Origin of the sequence: Bacillus sp. FSL M7-0791 (assembly GCF_038627085.1) — a bacterium.
In the GTDB taxonomy this organism is placed as follows: Bacteria; Bacillota; Bacilli; order Bacillales; family Bacillaceae; genus Bacillus; species Bacillus safensis.
Genome location: NZ_CP152022.1, coordinates 2063984 through 2080039 on the forward strand (window position 1 = coordinate 2063984; position 16056 = coordinate 2080039).

Here is a 16056-nt window from a genome sequence, read left to right on the forward strand (position 1 = left end):
AAAAAATCTCCTATTTAAGGATAGGAGATTTTAAGGCGCGATGCAAATCAGCCGCTTAAATCCAGCCTCTGAATCGAGAAGCTTCAGCCATTTTACGTACACCGACCATATATGCAGCAAGACGCATATCAATTCGGCGGTTTTGCGCCATTTCATAAATATTATTAAATGATTTCACCATCATATCTTCTAAACGAGTTTCAACTTCTTCTTCAGTCCAGTAAAACCCTTGGTTATTCTGAACCCATTCAAAGTAAGAAACAGTTACACCACCCGCACTCGCAAGCACGTCTGGAACAAGCAGTACACCACGATCTGAAAGAATTTTGGTTCCTTCCAGTGTCGTTGGACCATTTGCTGCTTCTACGACAATTTTGGCTTTAATGTTTGCCGCATTATCTTCTGTGATTTGGTTTTCAATGGCTGCAGGTACTAAGATATCACAATCCAGCTCAAGCAGCTCTTGGTTTGTAATTGTATCGTTAAATAGTTTAGTGACGGTTCCAAAGCTGTCACGTCGGTCAAGCAAGTAGTCAATGTCTAGACCATCTTCATCGTATAATCCGCCGTATGCATCTGAAATCCCTACGATTTTTGCTCCAGCATCATACATGAATTTAGCTAAGTAGCTTCCTGCATTTCCGAATCCCTGTACGACAACACGAGCTCCGTTAATGTCAATTCCTTTTTTCTTCGCCGCTTCTTTGATGCAGATCGTCACACCTTTTGCTGTTGCAGTATCACGTCCGTGTGATCCTCCAAGAACAATTGGTTTTCCTGTAATAAATCCTGGCGAGTTAAATTCATCAATTCTAGAATATTCATCCATCATCCATGCCATAATTTGAGAGTTCGTAAACACGTCTGGTGCTGGAACATCTTTTGTTGGTCCAACGATTTGACTGATGGCGCGAACATAGCCGCGGCTTAGTTTTTCAAGCTCTCTGAATGACATTTCTCTTGGATCACAGATAATACCGCCTTTTCCTCCGCCATAAGGAAGATCCACAATTCCACATTTTAAACTCATCCAAATTGAAAGCGCTTTTACTTCTTTTTCCGTAACGTTCGGGTGGAAACGGATTCCGCCTTTTGTTGGACCGACAGCATCATTGTGCTGTGCACGGTAACCAGTGAAAATTTTCACCGATCCATCGTCCATACGTACTGGAATTTTGACCGTTAATAGACGAATTGGCTCCTTCAGCAATTCATACACTTCCTGCGGATACCCTAATTTGTCAAGCGCTTTATGTATGACGGTTTGAGTTGACTTTAAAACATCTAGCTTATCTTCTGCGTTATGAGCGGCGTTTTGATCGGCTGCCATTAAAATAAACCCCCTAGAAATCTTTCATGATCTACTGCTCCCTTTCAAGCAATAGTATACACCTTCGTACTGGTAAAGCAAAGGTAAAAAGCGTTTTTTATCAAAATAAAATATCAGCGTTTATAAATATAAAAAAGGATATAAAAAAATACTGTTGTTTCATCACAACAGTATTAAATATAATAGAAAAAAGTGATTAAAAATACATTTGAATCGTTTTCACAGCATCTTCTTGCATGATCACTTTTCCATATTCTTTTAGCCGGTGAATGGTGAGTGTCGTAGGTGAACCAAACTCTGCTAAAATCGAAATGACTGTATCAGCAGATAATTCTCCAACATCATCCAGGCTGAGATAATATTGACCTTCATAATGGTAAACTGTACCCCCTAAAAGTCCAATACGACTTAAACTATGGGACAGTTGAATCACATCTTCAAACGAGGCAAATTGATAGAGCACATGCTTACTCTCGTCGAGCTTGACTTGCATCTCAATGTAATCTTCATCAAACTCATCATCAGCATCTTCCTGCTGACTCTTTGTGACAATGACGACCATCCCCTGCGCCTGAAGAGAAAATACTTCAACAGCAATCGGTCCATTCGCTTCAAAACCGAGCTCCTGATTCGCTTCGTTCATCATGTCTTTAAACAGCTGATGGACTTTGAACGAATCTTTCCAAAGGTCTTCTTTCGTAAGACCTCGGTCTGTCAGGTCATCTAGTGTGAGAAAAATTTTGATTTTATTATAATTCAGACGCTCCAGTCGCATAACGTTCCCTCCTGCCTCTTCTAAACACACATCATACTGTAGTATATGAGATGATGAGTCATAGGTTCTTAATTTTGTATTCAGTTTACACTGTGTCAAGACGGAAGACAAGCATGAAGCTATGCTTACGGTGACTTTTATGGAAAATATTGAGGGTGCCGCAAGTTAACGCGTTTTTAGAGGCATTAAATAGATCAGATGGGTTTCTGGTTCTGCTCCGAGACGCATGGGAATTTTTGTGGTCCCGTAGCCATTACTAATGAGAAAGAACGCACCTTTGACCTGGCCTGTTCTTCCTTTTTCATATGGACCAAATTTCCCAATTCGGATCTGTCCCCCATGCGTATGACCGCTCAGGACAAGGTCGATTCCCTCTTCTTCACTCATCAAATGATGCACATCTGGATTGTGTGATAAGAGAATATTGACATCATCTTTTACAAACTCAGGCCGTATGGCTTCATAATCTGCTTTTTCAAGCCGAATATCATCAATTCCTCCGATTTTGATTCGCTGGCCTTCGAAATTCCATACAGCCGTTTCATTTTGCAAAGTCGTGACATCGTATGCATGAAGAATTTCTTTAAACCTTTGCTGGTGCAGCTCATGATCATTATTTCCCCAAACAAAATAAACCGGCGCAATTCTTGATAAACGTTTCACATTTTCTTCAATCCTTGCGTAGGGCACACCTTTTTCTGCTAAATCTCCGCCAATCATAATCACATCTGGCTCTTCCTGTCTGATTTCTGCTAATAAAGTGTCACTGATGAGACGTCTGTGTGTATCAGAAATAAAGAAAATGACAGCAGGCCGGTCTGATTGAAGTGTTTCTATTGTAAAATAATGCTTTTTGATGTTGTTTTGTTTTGCCGTTTTCACCATTTTTGCCGTTACACACACACCTGTTGTAACAGCCGCAATGGCGGCAGTAAATCCGATGGCATATTTCATCACAAATGGCTCCCTTACGTATCTTTCTTTCATAAGACGCTTGAAAGAAAAAAGACGTTTCAACTGTTAAACGTCTTTTTTCTCATTTATTTACTTTCATAATAGAGATTAATGTCATACTGCTTCTGCATATAGTGAAAAACCGTCTCGCGCTCTTTCCACTGATTTGACTGCGGCCATAAATCTGTGCTTTTTTGTATAATTTCACATCTAAGCCGATGATATTCATCCTCAGCCTTTTCTTCTTTTTTCTTATAGTAATAAGATGCGTAAAAAGCAAAGACCTCGGCCATGGTCCAAAACAGAAATACTTCATGACCAAGCAGTGTGGCAATCATGGCTTCCGGCTGAAGCGAGCCGCCTCCCGCATTTGTCGTGATCACAAAATAAAACAAAAGAATGGCCAGCGATAGAAGGGCTGTCCATTGCCATCTTCTGCACTGCTTGGCAAAACCCTCATATTTATGCTTTCTTTTGATCAATGTTTCCATCATCTTCTGTGTCGGCTGATCCATATATCGGCTGATTGCGTGTAATGTCATCACATACACCCTGTCCCTTTTTTCTACATATGTATGTGCGTGCTTCTCCATTCATGTCAGGTGATTAGTTTTCTAGTGGAATATTCAGCACTTGACCACTGTATACGCTGTTACCTTTTAAGTGATTATAGGCTCTAATTTTCTCTTCACCCGAACGGTTTTTGTAATACTTCATTGAAATTCGATACAGGTTTTCCTCTGGACCAACAGTGTGCTGCACAACACGGACTGGCTTTTCTTCCTGCCTCTTTTTCTCTTCGGCTTCTTTTCTTTTTTTCTCTTCCTGTTGCTTTTGCAAGGCTAGCTGCTGCTGTTCACGCTTTTTGGCAGCTTCAGCTCTCTCGCGTTCTTTTTCTTTCGCTGCTTGTTCACGCTCTTCTTTTTCTTTAGCAGCTTTTTCTTTTTTCTTCTGTTCAGCTTTTTCTTTCGATCGCTGTTTTTCTTCCTCTTTCTTTTGCTTCTCATCATCAGACGCATCTGCTTTATCAGCGCTTGAGTCATTTTTTGTTTCGGCAAGTGCTGACGGGACTGGGTCTGTGTCAGCACTTGATGTAGAATCAATATTATATACATCTTGATTATTATTATGGTTGATTTCCTTTGATGTGTAGTAAATCAAAAGGAAGAACACCGTGACGACAATAATAGGAAAGATAATAGCCAGTGTTGTAAACAATGGATTGCGCACCTTTTTCGTGCGCTGCTTTTTATATTCATGGAAATCTTCTCGTGTAGGAAAGTGAGAGTCATCTGAAGGCTCAACTTCTTCTTCAAAAATCTTCTCAACATCATCGTCATGGATGTTGGTCAGCTGCTCCTTCTTTCTCTTCATTCTCGACATTTCTTCCATGTTCATCCCTCCCCCTATATTTCAAACGAATTTGACAAGCAAAGACTAAGTCAATGACAAAATGGGTCATGACAGGAACAAATAAATTCCCCGTCCACTCGTATAAAAGTCCTAAAAAAATACTAATAGAAACCACAAGGATAAACAAGAGTATTTTTGATAAGTAGCGAAAGTGAAGGAGCGCAAACACAATACTGGCAATTTCCAGTCCAAATTGCTGTTGGACGATCCCTCGGAATAGAATTTCCTCTGAAAAGGCGATGAGCAGTGTTAACCAAACAATATGCGGGATGCTGCGGTTTTTGAACATTTTTTCATTTAATCCGCCATCATCATACATATGAGCAGGAAACACCTTCATGACAATCGCATCCACAATGATCACAACCGCAGCGCCGCCAATTCCATAAGTCAGTATCCGCGCATCTTGGATCTCCCAAAGAGATGTGAAATCTGTCCAATGATCAAACATAAATATACCTAGTAAAAAGGAAATGACCAGCATCAGCAGCTGCGTGAAATACAGCTGTTCTACTACTTGTCGATCGGTTAATTTTTCGATGATCCGGCGATGTTGTTCAATCAATGCTGCGCCTCTTTTGTCAGATGAAACATACGATTCAGCACGGTCTTCCAGTGTTTCATTTCATTCAGCTCCAATGGTTGATCTTTTTTTTCATAATCAGACAGGTCAAGTCCGCAAGAAGAGCAGCAGCTGCCAGAGGATGCGCTCTCTGTTTGATCAAGCTGTTCGTAAAAGTATGATAACAGAGATTGTCTAAAGCAGCCATGATCTGTGATCCGCTCCTTAAATTGCCACACTTTTCTCAGTTTTTCTGTTTGTCTGTCCTGCAATTTCTCTTTCAGTTTCATCAGGAGCACACGCGGCTCGTCAGACTGATACATCCTGTAATAATGGATCAGCATTCTTGCACGTGTCTCCTGAAGCCCTGATTCCATCAATTGTTCACGTAATTTCTTTTCATCATTTGTCTGCATTTGTATCAGCCTGGCTAAGAAGAAATCAATTTCTGGCTCATCAAAGCCCTCTGCTTGTATTAAATGCTGTTGAATGTCCGCATCCTCTTCTGTATATAAAAGAATGCTGACACTCTTTTTCCCGTCCCGACCTGCTCTTCCAATTTCCTGCATAAATGCTTCAATTGACTGCGGCGGGCTCATATGAATAACAAATCGTATATCGGCTTTATCAATTCCCATTCCAAAAGCACTTGTACAACAAATAAGATCAAGCTGTCCGCTGATAAATTGCTGCTGAATAAGCATACGGTCTCCTGCATCCATCCCGCCATGGTAATACTCTACACGCTGATGGGTTTTTTGTTTCATAATGAGCGCCATATCTTCTGTCATTTGCCGGGTTGGACAATAAATCAGACCGGGGCCTTGCAGATATTCAACAAGCTCAATAGCCCGTTTTTCTTTTGCTTCTTTCGTTTCGTGCGCTTCTTTGACTAATGCGATGTTTGGCCGGTTGACAGAATGGATATGAAAGTCTGGATGCTGCAATCTTAACGTTTGTACGGTATCTTTTAGCGTTTGTTTTGTTGCAGTTGCCGTCAGTGCTAAGGCGACAGGATGACCTAACGCTTCTCTCCATTCTCCCAGCTTGGAATATTCCGGACGGAAATCATGCCCCCATTCGGATATACAATGGGCTTCATCGACGACGAACAGACCAATATGCATCGATTTGAGCTGTTCTAGCAGCACCTCTGACATTAATGCCTCAGGGGCGACGAATAAAAATTTATATGATGGCAAATGCCGAATGATATGTCGTCTCTCCTGAAAAGACAATGTGCTGTTCAGTGCCGCCACTCGTTTTTCTCCGCGCATTTTCATTCGTTCGACTTGATCCTCCATAAGCGATAACAGCGGCGAAATTATGAGAACTAATCCATCTGCCATATAGCCGGGAATTTGATAGCAGATGGATTTCCCGCCGCCAGTAGGCAGCATGGCCACCGTATCCTTTTGATTCAGTACACTTTGAATAATGTCCTCTTGACCCGTTTTAAATGAGTCGTAACCAAAATATCGCATGAGCGTCTGATGAAGCTTATCCATTTGCTTTCACCATCCTTGTCAGAGCCAATCGTATTTGAAAATAAGTAAATGGATGTTCGAGTTTTTCTTTAATCAGCTTCATCTTATTTGTTTGAAGCTCTCTGGCTACTGCATGAATGGCCTGCTGCTGTTCTTCGCTCACATACGGCTCTATTGAGAAGCTCGGTTCATGTATGGAAAGCTCGACAATATGGTCTTCGATCGTTGCCTTTTTTAAAGAGCGAATGTGAGCAATTTGATCAATATCAAATCCTTTTTGCACAAGCTCGAGCGTTTTGTGCGTAGAGGTTGTCAGCACGCGTTTGAATTCAAGGTCACCTACGAGCTTTTGCATGAGCTGCGCCTCACCTTTTTGGGCAGCATGAATAAAATAATGGAGGACATTCCAAAAAAGCAGGTACACATACCACACATCTTCTTTTAGCCACTCTGCCATTTGCTGATACGTACGCCCAATTCTTTCATTTGAGGTCAATGAATAAACAAATATCAGCGCCTCTTGATCACTTATACGGCTAAGGAGCTTTTCGAGTTCATGATGCAGCTCTTCCGAAAGCATATTCTTCTCGTGATGCTGTTTTAAGAAGGATTTCGTCCAGCTTTGTACAGATACATCTCTTTGTATTGGGACATATTGATGCGATCCAGCCAGATGGTGAGACAGCACTTGTACAAGTAACGAGAGCCTCATCCATAACACCTTTGCTTTATCATGATATTTGGCACCATGAAAATAAGCGGGCATCGGTTTTTCTGAGAAATACTGGTTTAGCATTTGCTGTCCTGCATCTGTAACAATGAATGTCTCCCCTGTTTTTTTGATGTAGTGCTTTTCGTCAAGCTTTATAGTAGAGCGATTCAGCTGATCCCTCGTAAACCCCGGGTAACAGCCGAAATACTTTGAAAGCTGAAACAAACTGGCATCCTGTATGGTTTGTGATGATTTTTTTCCTTTAAAAAGATGGTAGACAGCACTTATGGAGCGTTCGCCGTTCAATTTATATACGCTGTCCATTAACATGACATCCAAGTAATGAAGAGTCATTCGCCAAAGCACCTGTCTTCCTGACAAAATTCGAATATTTTCTCCCTTTATTTTAACAGATTTCATAGAAGAAGAAATGTTTAAACTCAATTTGTGGGGGAAAGTTATGAACAAACCCTTATGTGATAAGCATTCTCAATCACTTTACAGTTGAAATGTGAAATTAAAATCATTACAATAAGGTTTGAGGAAATTGTTTTTTATCGGTGAAACTAAAAAGGTTAGACCATTTGTTCCATCGAACAATCTGGGAGGTATTTTTTTAACATGGCAAAATATACAATTGTAGACAAAGACACATGTATTGCTTGCGGCGCATGCGGTGCAGCTGCTCCAGACATTTATGATTATGATGATGAAGGCATTGCATTTGTTACGCTTGATGACAACCAAGGGACTGTAGAAGTTCCAGAAGTGCTTGAAGAAGATATGCTTGATGCATTTGAAGGATGTCCAACAGATTCAATCAAAGTTGCGGACGAATCTTTCGATGGTGACCCGCTTAAGCATGAATAGTATAAAAGCCCCTTATGCAGGGGCTTTTTTTATATTAACTATTTTGAAGTCGGCGTTTATTTTCAAACCATGGACGCATTTTCACAAAAATGAGGCTAAACACGATGGTAATGATGATTCCTTTAATAAAGTTAAATGGTAAGATCCCTGCTGTAATGGTCGTCTTGAGCGCATGATCAGATAGTTCTGGCGCGTTTAAGAACCATGTGTAAGCTGGCAGGAATAAGAAGTAATTTAAAATACTCATCATCACAGTCATAAGCAATGTACCCGCGATCATAGACCATGCCATCCCTTTTGCTGATTTGATTTTTTTAAACATAAAGGCGACTGGCAAGATAAATAGTGTGCCTGCAATGAAGTTCGCGACTTGCCCAACTGGAACGCCGGACATACTGCCTTGAATGAGGTAATGCAGTACATTTTTTAATGCCTCAACTGCAATCCCTGCACCCGGTCCATAAATTAAAATTGCAATAATTGCCGGGATATCACTAAAATCAATTTTCAAATACGCTGGAAGACCCGGGAAAGGAAAATCCAATAAAATTAACACAAACGAAATACTGCTGAGCATACTGGTAACAACTAAACGCTTTACTTTACTTTGATTCAATATTCTCTCTCCTTTTCGATCAAATCTTTCGAAAAGAGGATTGTTCCATTTTAGCCACAAAAAAACCGCCCTTGAAAACAGGAGCGGGGAAATTGGGCTAGACAAATAAACGTGTGAACATCAATGTTTTCAACGTTTATGAACCTCCATCTTCTCCCATCCAGACTATACTGTCGGCTTCGGAATCACACCGAATCCTGCCAAAAAGGCTCGCGGGCTTAGAGACTATGCTCATCACCGCCGGTAGGGAATTGCACCCTGCCCCGAAGATTGATCATTATTCAATTCGACATCATTATATATGATATATGAGCATTTGTACAGATAAAAATCCTGAGCAAATTCATCAGTTTTAAGAAATCGTAAAAAACACAAAAATTCTAATGACAAATGCGCAAAAATTGGTTATCTTTTGTTTAAAGGTGTTCATTCTTTATAAAGACACAAAGAAATGTTCGTGTTTTCTTTTTCACTTTACTGCTTTAATTTGATTGACACAGTGAAAAGGAATATGGTAAATTATCAGATATTTATGACGTTTATTTTAGGAGGAAATCTAACGATGTTTCGAGTATTAGTCTCAGATAAGATGAGCAATGATGGTCTTCTACCACTTTTAGAATCAGATTTTGTTGAAATTGTCCAAAAAAATGTAGCAGAAGCAGAAGATGAATTACACACGTTTGATGCCTTACTTGTCAGAAGTGCCACAAAAGTAACAAAAGAGCTTTATGAAAAAATGACTTCATTAAAAATTGTCGGCCGTGCCGGTGTCGGAGTAGACAATATTGACATTGATGAAGCGACCAAGCATGGCGTCATTGTAATCAATGCACCAAACGGTAATACGATCTCGACAGCTGAGCATACGTTCGCTATGATTTCATCACTTATGCGTCATATTCCGCAGGCCAATATTTCTGTCAAATCAAAAGAATGGAACAGAGGTGCATATGTTGGTGCTGAGCTTTACGGAAAATCTCTTGGGATTGTCGGTTTAGGCAGAATCGGAAGTGAAATCGCCCAGCGTGCAAGAGCATTTGGCATGACAGTCAACGTGTTTGACCCATTTCTCACAAAAGAACGTGCAGAAAAAATTGGCGTCAATGCGAAATCACTTGATGAAGTACTCGAAGTATCAGATATTATTACTGTACATACGCCATTAACAAAAGAAACAAGAGGACTTCTCAATAAAGAAACGATTGCAAAAACGAAAAAAGGTGTTCGCCTTGTAAACTGTGCGCGCGGCGGCATTATTGACGAAGCTGACCTTCTTGAGGCACTTGAAAGCGGCCATGTCGCAGGAGCTGCACTCGATGTATTCGAGGTAGAACCTCCAACTGATAATCCGCTTGTGGATCATCCACACGTCATTGCAACTCCGCATCTTGGTGCCTCTACAAAAGAAGCACAATTAAATGTAGCGGCGCAAGTATCTGAAGAAGTCCTTCAATTTGCAAAAGGCCTTCCTGTCATGTCATCTATTAATCTACCAGCGATGACAAAAGACGAGTTCAAAAAGATTCAGCCTTATCATCAATTTGCAGGAAAACTTGGACGTCTTGTCTCTCAATCCATGAGAGAACCTGTAAAAGAAGTAGGCATTTCTTATGAAGGCTCTATTTCAAAACTCGAAACATCATTTATCACAAAGAGTCTCCTGTCAGGCTTTTTAAAAGAGCGTGTTGATTCGACTGTGAATGAAGTAAATGCTGGAATGGTCGCAAAAGAACGAGGCATTAGCTTTAGTGAAAAAATTTCTTCCAGCGAATCTGGTTACGAGAACAGTATTTCTATTGAAGTCAAAGGTGATCTTTCAACCTTTACTCTTAAAGCGACTTACATTCCGCATTTAGGGGAACGCGTAGTTTCTATTAATGGCTTTAATATTGATTTTTACCCAGATGGACACCTTGTCTACATCCAGCATACAGATGCACCTGGTGTGATTGGAAAGGTTGGACAGATTTTAGGCGACCATGATGTCAACATCGCAACAATGCAGGTGGGACGGAAAGAAAAAGGCGGCGAAGCCATTATGATGCTTTCTTTCGACAAGCATCTAGAGGACGAAATTGTGAAAAAATTAACTGAAGTGCAGGATATTCTTTCTGTCCGCCTGATTGACTTATAAAAAACAGTGATAAACCTCATGCTTTGCATGAGGTTTATTTTGTTGAAACCATTAAACGGTCTCCTGTTCGAATGAGGTGAGTGGTCAGCTCATTGATCTTTTTCAATTGTTCCACAGTCATTTCATGCGCCTTTGCTATCGACCAAAGGGTATCCCCTTGTTTAATGACATATGTATTTTTTTCATGTCCATTTACATGAAGAGCCGGCTCTCGGAAGCGTTCCACAGCAATCATTTTGAGCGGATCTATCGCATCCTCTTTGCTCACTGACCAATTGCCACGATGTACTTCAAAATGCAAATGTGTGCCTCTGGAGGCCCCTGTGTTGCCAATTATACCAATCGGCTGTCCCGCTTGTACATGGTCACCCTTTTTCACAAAACGCTCGTGTAAATGAGCATAGACAGTTTCGTATCCGTTTGGATGCTGAATAAATACAACTTCTCCATATGTAGCCGATACATACGAACGCGTGACCACACCTTCACTTGCAGCAAAAATGGATTCTCCTTCTGGCGCAGCTATATCTAATCCCTTATGCGAGCCGCCCCTTGTCCCAAACAAGTCAGTGACTTCTCCTTTCACTGGTTCCACCCATTCGGTTGCCTTCTGTGCATGGGCAAATGGCGCTAAGATCAAGAGCAAAAAACAGCTGGCACCTATGAAGCAATACCTTTTCATCAGTGACTCCCCTTCTTTGAGGTTCTTTTCATGACAGCTTAGTATACAGCAAGAAGACCATTTTCTATACATCAAAAAAGAACGCAATGAAATGCTTGCGTCCTTTAACGTTCTTTGATGACAACTGGATTCGGCAGAGCCGGCACCTCTATTGGTTCATTTAATTCATATGGTCCTACTTGATCTGTTCCTGCATATTGAATGGTGACATCTGTAAAACCAAAATCTTTCGCTGTGAGCAGCAGACCTTCAATGAGTAGAGTATGATCAATTGAGTCCGATAATTGCGCTGATGCTCCAAACGTGATGGTTACATGCTTACCTTTTGATGTCACTTCTTTAATGGGTTCTTCTTTAATTAATGGTTCAAGTCCAGAATCACTCGTGCGTTTCATGGCCTCTACCGCATCTTCATAAGTAGAATAATGTGTTTTTGAGGGCACCAAAAAAGTCCCGCTCTTATTTTCTAACACGTAATAAGCTTTCTTCGTTTGTTTATCAATTGATATCGTGCCAAAGCTGCTAGTCCCTAATTGAAGATGAGAACCTTTAACTGACCTGACCTCCACTTGTTTATACCTGCTCCATTTGAGCGTTTCTTTTACCATATCTTTAAATCGATTGGCTTCCTTTATCGTATCAAGGGACAAATCATTTTTTAACTGAAAAACAAGTGTATTCCCATTTTCACGAAGGTCCACCATCTCAAGATAAGATTGAAGAGGCTTTGTCATTTCAGGCAGCTGCACCTGTTCATATGTGTTCATCATTTCCTGCAAATGGCCATGTTCATTCTCTTTTTCAATACTTATGGGAACCACTTGAGATGTCGATTCATCTATGTATGCAACCGTCATATACTTTTGCTTGTCTTCATGAGAAACAACGTGTGTGGTACCATTTGCCTGTTTGACCGGCTCTAATGTGGCATTTGCCTGTCCTTTGTCAGCACTTGATTCCATTTTCATCTGTTGATGCTGTTCTTGAACAGCCGGCTGAAATAAATGAGGAGAAATTAAAAACGCCATAAATAAAACCACAACGGTTGCCACCGCTGGACCGATCCATTTGACACTTTTCTTTTTCTTCCCGCTTGCCATCAGCACCTGCTGGTATATCTGCTTAGATGAACGGTTGTCCTCCACCTTTGGAAGCTGACTTAGTAACACCTTGATTCGTTCTTCGCTCCAATCGGACCTGTTCGTTTTCATTCACTAGCTCCTCCTTCAAAAGCTCCATATGTTTTCGGAGCACTTTCAGGCCTCGGTGCTGCGTTGTTTTGACTTTGCTTTCCGAGAACTTTAGCGCCTTTGCCGTCTCCATGATTGAGTAGCCCTGGATAAACCTTAAAATGATGACAGCTCTTTGATCAATCGTGCAGTGATCAAGCGCGGCATAAATTTCTTTAGTATTTTCATCCTGTACAGCCAGTTCGTCTGGGAGCAAGTCTGGGTCTTTTACATCCTGCTTATCCCAATCAAACGTGCCGAGTACCCGTTGTCTAATGGTTTGCTGCTTGCGAAACCAGTCAATCGCCACATGCCTTGCAATTGAAAACAGCCATGTTTTCTCGCTGCTTCTTCCTTCAAAAGTTTTATATGAGTGAAGTACCCGAATGTAAACCTCCTGTACGAGATCCTCTGCCTGATTTTTATCTTTAACCATGTAAAATAAAAACTGGTACAAATCTTGATGGTACGAATCATATATTTTTTGAAAGGTTTCATGCATAGGAAACCCCTCCGTTCACTTATTTTTGTCGAGTGACTCTTATAAAACGTTACATTACAACTTTATGACAAATATATTACAAGTTCGACAGTTTGGAAAGGGCTTTTTGTTTAACTTCTCCTTAAAAATTTGAAAATAGAAAAAACACTTCATTTTCTTTACGAAAAGAAGTGTTTCTCATGTAACAAGATTCTTCGTCAAGATTAGACGAGTTCCTGCTTTTTTCTCGGAATATAGAATGTGAAGTGTGTACCTGCACCCGCTTTGCTATGAGCATGTATAGAGCCTTGATGTGCCTCGACGATGTTCTTCACAATCGCAAGGCCAAGTCCAGTACCAGAACGTCCTCTTGTCCTTGCTTTATCGGCTTTATAGAAGCGTTCGAAAATAAAGGGCAGATCCTCTTCGGGAATTCCGCTCCCCGAATCTTTTACATCCATTTTCAGTCCGTTCTCCACCGATTGAACCGAGAAGTGAACCTCGCCGCCCTCTGGTGTATGACGAATGGCATTATCAATGAGATTCGTAAACACTTGCTCAATCTTATCTGGATCGAATACAAAGTTCGGTTCATCGACTTGAATATCATACGTAAGGTCGATTTGTTTTTCTTTCGCAATCCCGAGAAACTTGCGGTAGATCTTCTCTGTCAGCTCTTCCGTATCTGTTGATTCAAGATTAAGTGTAATATGACCTGCTTCCATTCTCGCTAGATCTAGAAGGTCATTCACAAGACGTCCCATTCGCAGTGATTCATCATAGATAATTTGCGCAATCTCTTTCTTTTCCTCTTCTGATCCTGCAATATCATCTACAATTGCCTCACTGTACCCTTGCAGCATGGCAATTGGTGTACGAAGTTCATGACTGACATTGGCAATGAAATCTTTTCTCAGCTTATCAAGTCTTCGTTCCTCCGTCATATCACGAAGGACTGCAACTGCTCCCCTGACATCCTGCTGATTATACAGCGGAGACATGAGAAGAACCCAGGTACGCCCTTGCAGCGTAACTTCGATCATTTGCTCTTTTTCTGTACTGACAGCTGTATGAAATAGCTCGCGCGCTTCTGGCGGCAGTTCATCTCCATCTTTGATCTTCATATTTTGCTCATAATACCATGCCTGTAAAAATCGTTCTGCTGGAGGATTTGTCATCAAGATCGTTCCATCAATATTGATGGTGATGACGCCATCAGCCATACTGCTTAAAATATTAGATAAATGTTCTTTTTCTTGATTTAAGGCTGTGATATGGAATTTAAGCTGCTTCCCCATTTGATTAAAGGCGATCGCCAGTTCTCCAATTTCATCTTGCGTTAAAATAGGAATCTTTGTATCAAATTTCCCTTTCGCCAAATCTTGTGCACCCTCTCTCATCTTTCTGAGAGGATAGGTGACACGTGTTGACAAGAAGAAAGCGAATATAGTGGTCAGTACAATCGCAATTCCGGCGGCTAAAAAGATGTAGCGTGTCGTATGTTTCGTTGTTTGTTCTACAGCGAGGAGTGACTGAGAAAGAAAGACCATGCCTTTTTTTCCGTTCGCCTCATATGGAACACCGACTACAATCCGTTCATCTTTTTGATTGCCTGCATCAGGTTCTGCACGTTTACTGATTTTTTTACGATCTTTCAGTGCTTGATTTAAATCGCTGTCTGCTTCAATTTGTTTCTTTGTAATCGCAGGAAGCTTCCCGTCTTTTTCAGACGAATACCACTCTAGCCCGTCCTCTTGGATGATCGCAATACTTGTCAATTTGTCAGCGAGCTCTGATGTAATCGACCTTGCAAGCGATTGATCCTCATGGCTTTCTAAAATGACCGCTACTTTGTTTGCCATTTGTGTTAAATCAGATTTTGCTTCTTCTACATGATAATTTTCAATGAACTCTAAAAGAAGCACAGTTAAAATAGATAAAACGATCAGGACGAGGAAAAGAATGGTTAACCATAGCTTTCCTACAACACTTTTCCACAGTTTCATTCAGCGCCGACCTCAAATTTGTACCCGACACCCCATACAGTTACGATTTTTTTCGCTGCTTCTGGTGACACTTTATTCAGTTTTTCACGAAGTCGTTTGACATGCGTATCAACTGTTCGTAAGTCTCCAAAGAATTCATATTGCCATACTTCTTTTAGCAGCTTTTCTCTGTCATAGACCTTATCTGGTGTTTTTGCAAGGAAATATAAAAGCTCATATTCCTTCGGCGTGAGGCTGACTTCTTTGCCATCAGCCGTCACTCTATGTGCATCATGGTCAATAGAAAGATGAGAAAACACAAGAACATCCTTTGTTGTTGTCCCAGTATTCAAATAAGACGTTTGAGACGATCTTCTGAGCAATGCCTTTACACGTAAAACCACTTCACGCGGGCTGAAAGGTTTGACAATGTAGTCATCCGTTCCTGCCTCAAATCCTTGAACGCGGTTGGCTTCTTCTCCTTTTGCCGTCAGCATAATGATTGGAGTCGCTTTTTTGTCTCGAATTTGATTACACACTTCGATTCCATCTGTACCAGGCATCATTAAATCGAGCAAAATGAGGTCGTAATCGGTTTGAAGCCCTTTTTGAATCGCCTCATCTCCATTTTCCGCTTCATCGATTTCATAATTCTCACGTTCTAAATACATTTTTAAAAGGCGGCGAATTCTTGCCTCATCATCTACGACTAATATTTTCGTTTGAGTTGTGTGTTCCATTAGACAGTCCTCCTGCTTTCTCCGTTGTTACATTCATTTTAACAAAAAGCCGAATTGAATCATAAAAGTTGGCTTTTCCTTGT

Annotated in this window: 16 protein-coding genes and 1 riboswitch; of the genes, 2 read left to right on the plus strand and 14 right to left on the minus strand. The window is 40.8% G+C overall.

The window, feature by feature from the left end; translation table 11 throughout:
* Nucleotides 1-55: 55 nt before the first annotated feature.
* From MHI08_RS10465 to MHI08_RS10500, 8 genes are all read right to left on the minus strand, one after another.
* The gene (locus tag MHI08_RS10465; protein WP_007500982.1) at nucleotides 56-1330 is read right to left on the minus strand and encodes a Glu/Leu/Phe/Val dehydrogenase; all 1275 of its coding nucleotides are present in this window, start codon (nucleotides 1328-1330) and stop codon (nucleotides 56-58) included.
* A gap of 196 nt (nucleotides 1331-1526) precedes the next feature.
* Nucleotides 1527-2105: a genetic competence negative regulator gene (locus MHI08_RS10470; protein WP_024428080.1), complete on the minus strand. Its 579-nt coding sequence runs from the start codon at nucleotides 2103-2105 to the stop codon at nucleotides 1527-1529.
* A gap of 165 nt (nucleotides 2106-2270) precedes the next feature.
* Complete coding sequence (locus MHI08_RS10475; protein WP_024428079.1) at nucleotides 2271-3059, minus strand: metallophosphoesterase; 789 nt, start codon at nucleotides 3057-3059, stop codon at nucleotides 2271-2273.
* A gap of 86 nt (nucleotides 3060-3145) precedes the next feature.
* Complete coding sequence (locus MHI08_RS10480) at nucleotides 3146-3601, minus strand: DUF2663 family protein (RefSeq protein ID WP_342499615.1); 456 nt, start codon at nucleotides 3599-3601, stop codon at nucleotides 3146-3148.
* 64 nt (nucleotides 3602-3665) lie between these two features.
* Nucleotides 3666-4451 (minus strand): LysM peptidoglycan-binding domain-containing protein, encoded by a 786-nt coding sequence (locus MHI08_RS10485; RefSeq protein ID WP_056767162.1) that lies wholly within the window; start codon nucleotides 4449-4451, stop codon nucleotides 3666-3668.
* Nucleotides 4396-5037 carry a CPBP family intramembrane glutamic endopeptidase gene (locus MHI08_RS10490; protein ID WP_056767166.1) on the minus strand — a complete coding sequence of 214 codons (642 nt, stop codon included), beginning with the start codon at nucleotides 5035-5037 and terminating at the stop codon, nucleotides 4396-4398. Before MHI08_RS10490 ends, MHI08_RS10485 begins: the two co-directional genes overlap by 56 nt.
* Nucleotides 5034-6542: an ATP-dependent DNA helicase RecQ gene (locus tag MHI08_RS10495; protein ID WP_056767169.1), complete on the minus strand. Its 1509-nt coding sequence runs from the start codon at nucleotides 6540-6542 to the stop codon at nucleotides 5034-5036. Before MHI08_RS10495 ends, MHI08_RS10490 begins: the two co-directional genes overlap by 4 nt.
* Complete coding sequence (locus tag MHI08_RS10500) at nucleotides 6535-7587, minus strand: helix-turn-helix domain-containing protein (RefSeq protein WP_056767172.1); 1053 nt, start codon at nucleotides 7585-7587, stop codon at nucleotides 6535-6537. Before MHI08_RS10500 ends, MHI08_RS10495 begins: the two co-directional genes overlap by 8 nt.
* 267 nt (nucleotides 7588-7854) lie before the next feature.
* Here MHI08_RS10500 and MHI08_RS10505 point away from each other — a divergent pair, with 267 nt between their 5' ends.
* Nucleotides 7855-8103: a ferredoxin gene (locus MHI08_RS10505; RefSeq protein ID WP_008361239.1), complete on the plus strand. Its 249-nt coding sequence runs from the start codon at nucleotides 7855-7857 to the stop codon at nucleotides 8101-8103.
* A 34-nt stretch (nucleotides 8104-8137) separates the two neighbouring features.
* Here the strand turns inward: MHI08_RS10505 and MHI08_RS10510 are convergent, their stop codons facing one another.
* Nucleotides 8138-8719 (minus strand): ECF transporter S component, encoded by a 582-nt coding sequence (locus tag MHI08_RS10510; protein ID WP_041109656.1) that lies wholly within the window; start codon nucleotides 8717-8719, stop codon nucleotides 8138-8140.
* A 144-nt stretch (nucleotides 8720-8863) separates the two neighbouring features.
* A riboswitch (FMN riboswitch) is annotated at nucleotides 8864-8994 on the minus strand.
* A 287-nt stretch (nucleotides 8995-9281) separates the two neighbouring features.
* On the opposite strand from MHI08_RS10510, the gene serA reads away from it, so the two are divergent.
* The gene (gene serA, locus MHI08_RS10515; RefSeq protein WP_024422834.1) at nucleotides 9282-10856 is read left to right on the plus strand and encodes a phosphoglycerate dehydrogenase; all 1575 of its coding nucleotides are present in this window, start codon (nucleotides 9282-9284) and stop codon (nucleotides 10854-10856) included.
* Nucleotides 10857-10890: 34 nt separating this feature from the next.
* On the opposite strand, the gene MHI08_RS10520 is transcribed toward serA, so the two are convergent.
* The 5 genes from MHI08_RS10520 to MHI08_RS10540 all read right to left on the minus strand — a co-directional run bounded on the left by MHI08_RS10520 (nucleotide 10891) and on the right by MHI08_RS10540 (nucleotide 15973).
* Nucleotides 10891-11538, minus strand: coding sequence for a M23 family metallopeptidase (locus MHI08_RS10520; RefSeq protein WP_056767175.1), 648 nt, complete (start codon nucleotides 11536-11538; stop codon nucleotides 10891-10893).
* A 104-nt stretch (nucleotides 11539-11642) separates the two neighbouring features.
* Nucleotides 11643-12749 (minus strand): hypothetical protein, encoded by a 1107-nt coding sequence (locus MHI08_RS10525; protein WP_056767178.1) that lies wholly within the window; start codon nucleotides 12747-12749, stop codon nucleotides 11643-11645.
* Nucleotides 12661-13269, minus strand: a complete 609-nt coding sequence (sigX, locus tag MHI08_RS10530; RefSeq protein ID WP_024422837.1) for an RNA polymerase sigma factor SigX — start codon at nucleotides 13267-13269, stop codon at nucleotides 12661-12663. The genes MHI08_RS10525 and sigX overlap by 89 nt, the downstream gene beginning before the upstream one ends.
* A gap of 203 nt (nucleotides 13270-13472) precedes the next feature.
* A complete protein-coding gene (locus MHI08_RS10535) occupies nucleotides 13473-15254 on the minus strand; it encodes an ATP-binding protein (protein ID WP_034623436.1) in 1782 nt (593 codons plus the stop codon).
* Nucleotides 15251-15973: a response regulator transcription factor gene (locus MHI08_RS10540; RefSeq protein WP_003215596.1), complete on the minus strand. Its 723-nt coding sequence runs from the start codon at nucleotides 15971-15973 to the stop codon at nucleotides 15251-15253. Before MHI08_RS10540 ends, MHI08_RS10535 begins: the two co-directional genes overlap by 4 nt.
* Nucleotides 15974-16056: the final 83 nt, after the last annotated feature.

Excerpts from the sequence above, each read along its gene's own strand:
- MHI08_RS10465 (WP_007500982.1), bottom strand. The coding sequence starts at position 1,330 with ATGGCAGCCGATCAAAACGCCGCTCATAACGCAGAAGATAAGCTAGAT.
- MHI08_RS10470 (WP_024428080.1), bottom strand. The coding sequence starts at position 2,105 with ATGCGACTGGAGCGTCTGAATTATAATAAAATCAAAATTTTTCTCACA.
- MHI08_RS10475 (WP_024428079.1), bottom strand. The coding sequence starts at position 3,059 with ATGAAATATGCCATCGGATTTACTGCCGCCATTGCGGCTGTTACAACA.
- MHI08_RS10480 (WP_342499615.1), bottom strand. The coding sequence starts at position 3,601 with ATGACATTACACGCAATCAGCCGATATATGGATCAGCCGACACAGAAG.
- MHI08_RS10485 (WP_056767162.1), bottom strand. The coding sequence starts at position 4,451 with ATGGAAGAAATGTCGAGAATGAAGAGAAAGAAGGAGCAGCTGACCAAC.
- MHI08_RS10495 (WP_056767169.1), bottom strand. The coding sequence starts at position 6,542 with ATGGATAAGCTTCATCAGACGCTCATGCGATATTTTGGTTACGACTCA.
- MHI08_RS10500 (WP_056767172.1), bottom strand. The coding sequence starts at position 7,587 with ATGACTCTTCATTACTTGGATGTCATGTTAATGGACAGCGTATATAAA.
- MHI08_RS10505 (WP_008361239.1), top strand. The coding sequence starts at position 7,855 with ATGGCAAAATATACAATTGTAGACAAAGACACATGTATTGCTTGCGGC.
- serA (WP_024422834.1), top strand. The coding sequence starts at position 9,282 with ATGTTTCGAGTATTAGTCTCAGATAAGATGAGCAATGATGGTCTTCTA.
- MHI08_RS10520 (WP_056767175.1), bottom strand. The coding sequence starts at position 11,538 with ATGAAAAGGTATTGCTTCATAGGTGCCAGCTGTTTTTTGCTCTTGATC.
- MHI08_RS10525 (WP_056767178.1), bottom strand. The coding sequence starts at position 12,749 with ATGAAAACGAACAGGTCCGATTGGAGCGAAGAACGAATCAAGGTGTTA.
- sigX (WP_024422837.1), bottom strand. The coding sequence starts at position 13,269 with ATGCATGAAACCTTTCAAAAAATATATGATTCGTACCATCAAGATTTG.
- MHI08_RS10535 (WP_034623436.1), bottom strand. The coding sequence starts at position 15,254 with ATGAAACTGTGGAAAAGTGTTGTAGGAAAGCTATGGTTAACCATTCTT.
- MHI08_RS10540 (WP_003215596.1), bottom strand. The coding sequence starts at position 15,973 with ATGGAACACACAACTCAAACGAAAATATTAGTCGTAGATGATGAGGCA.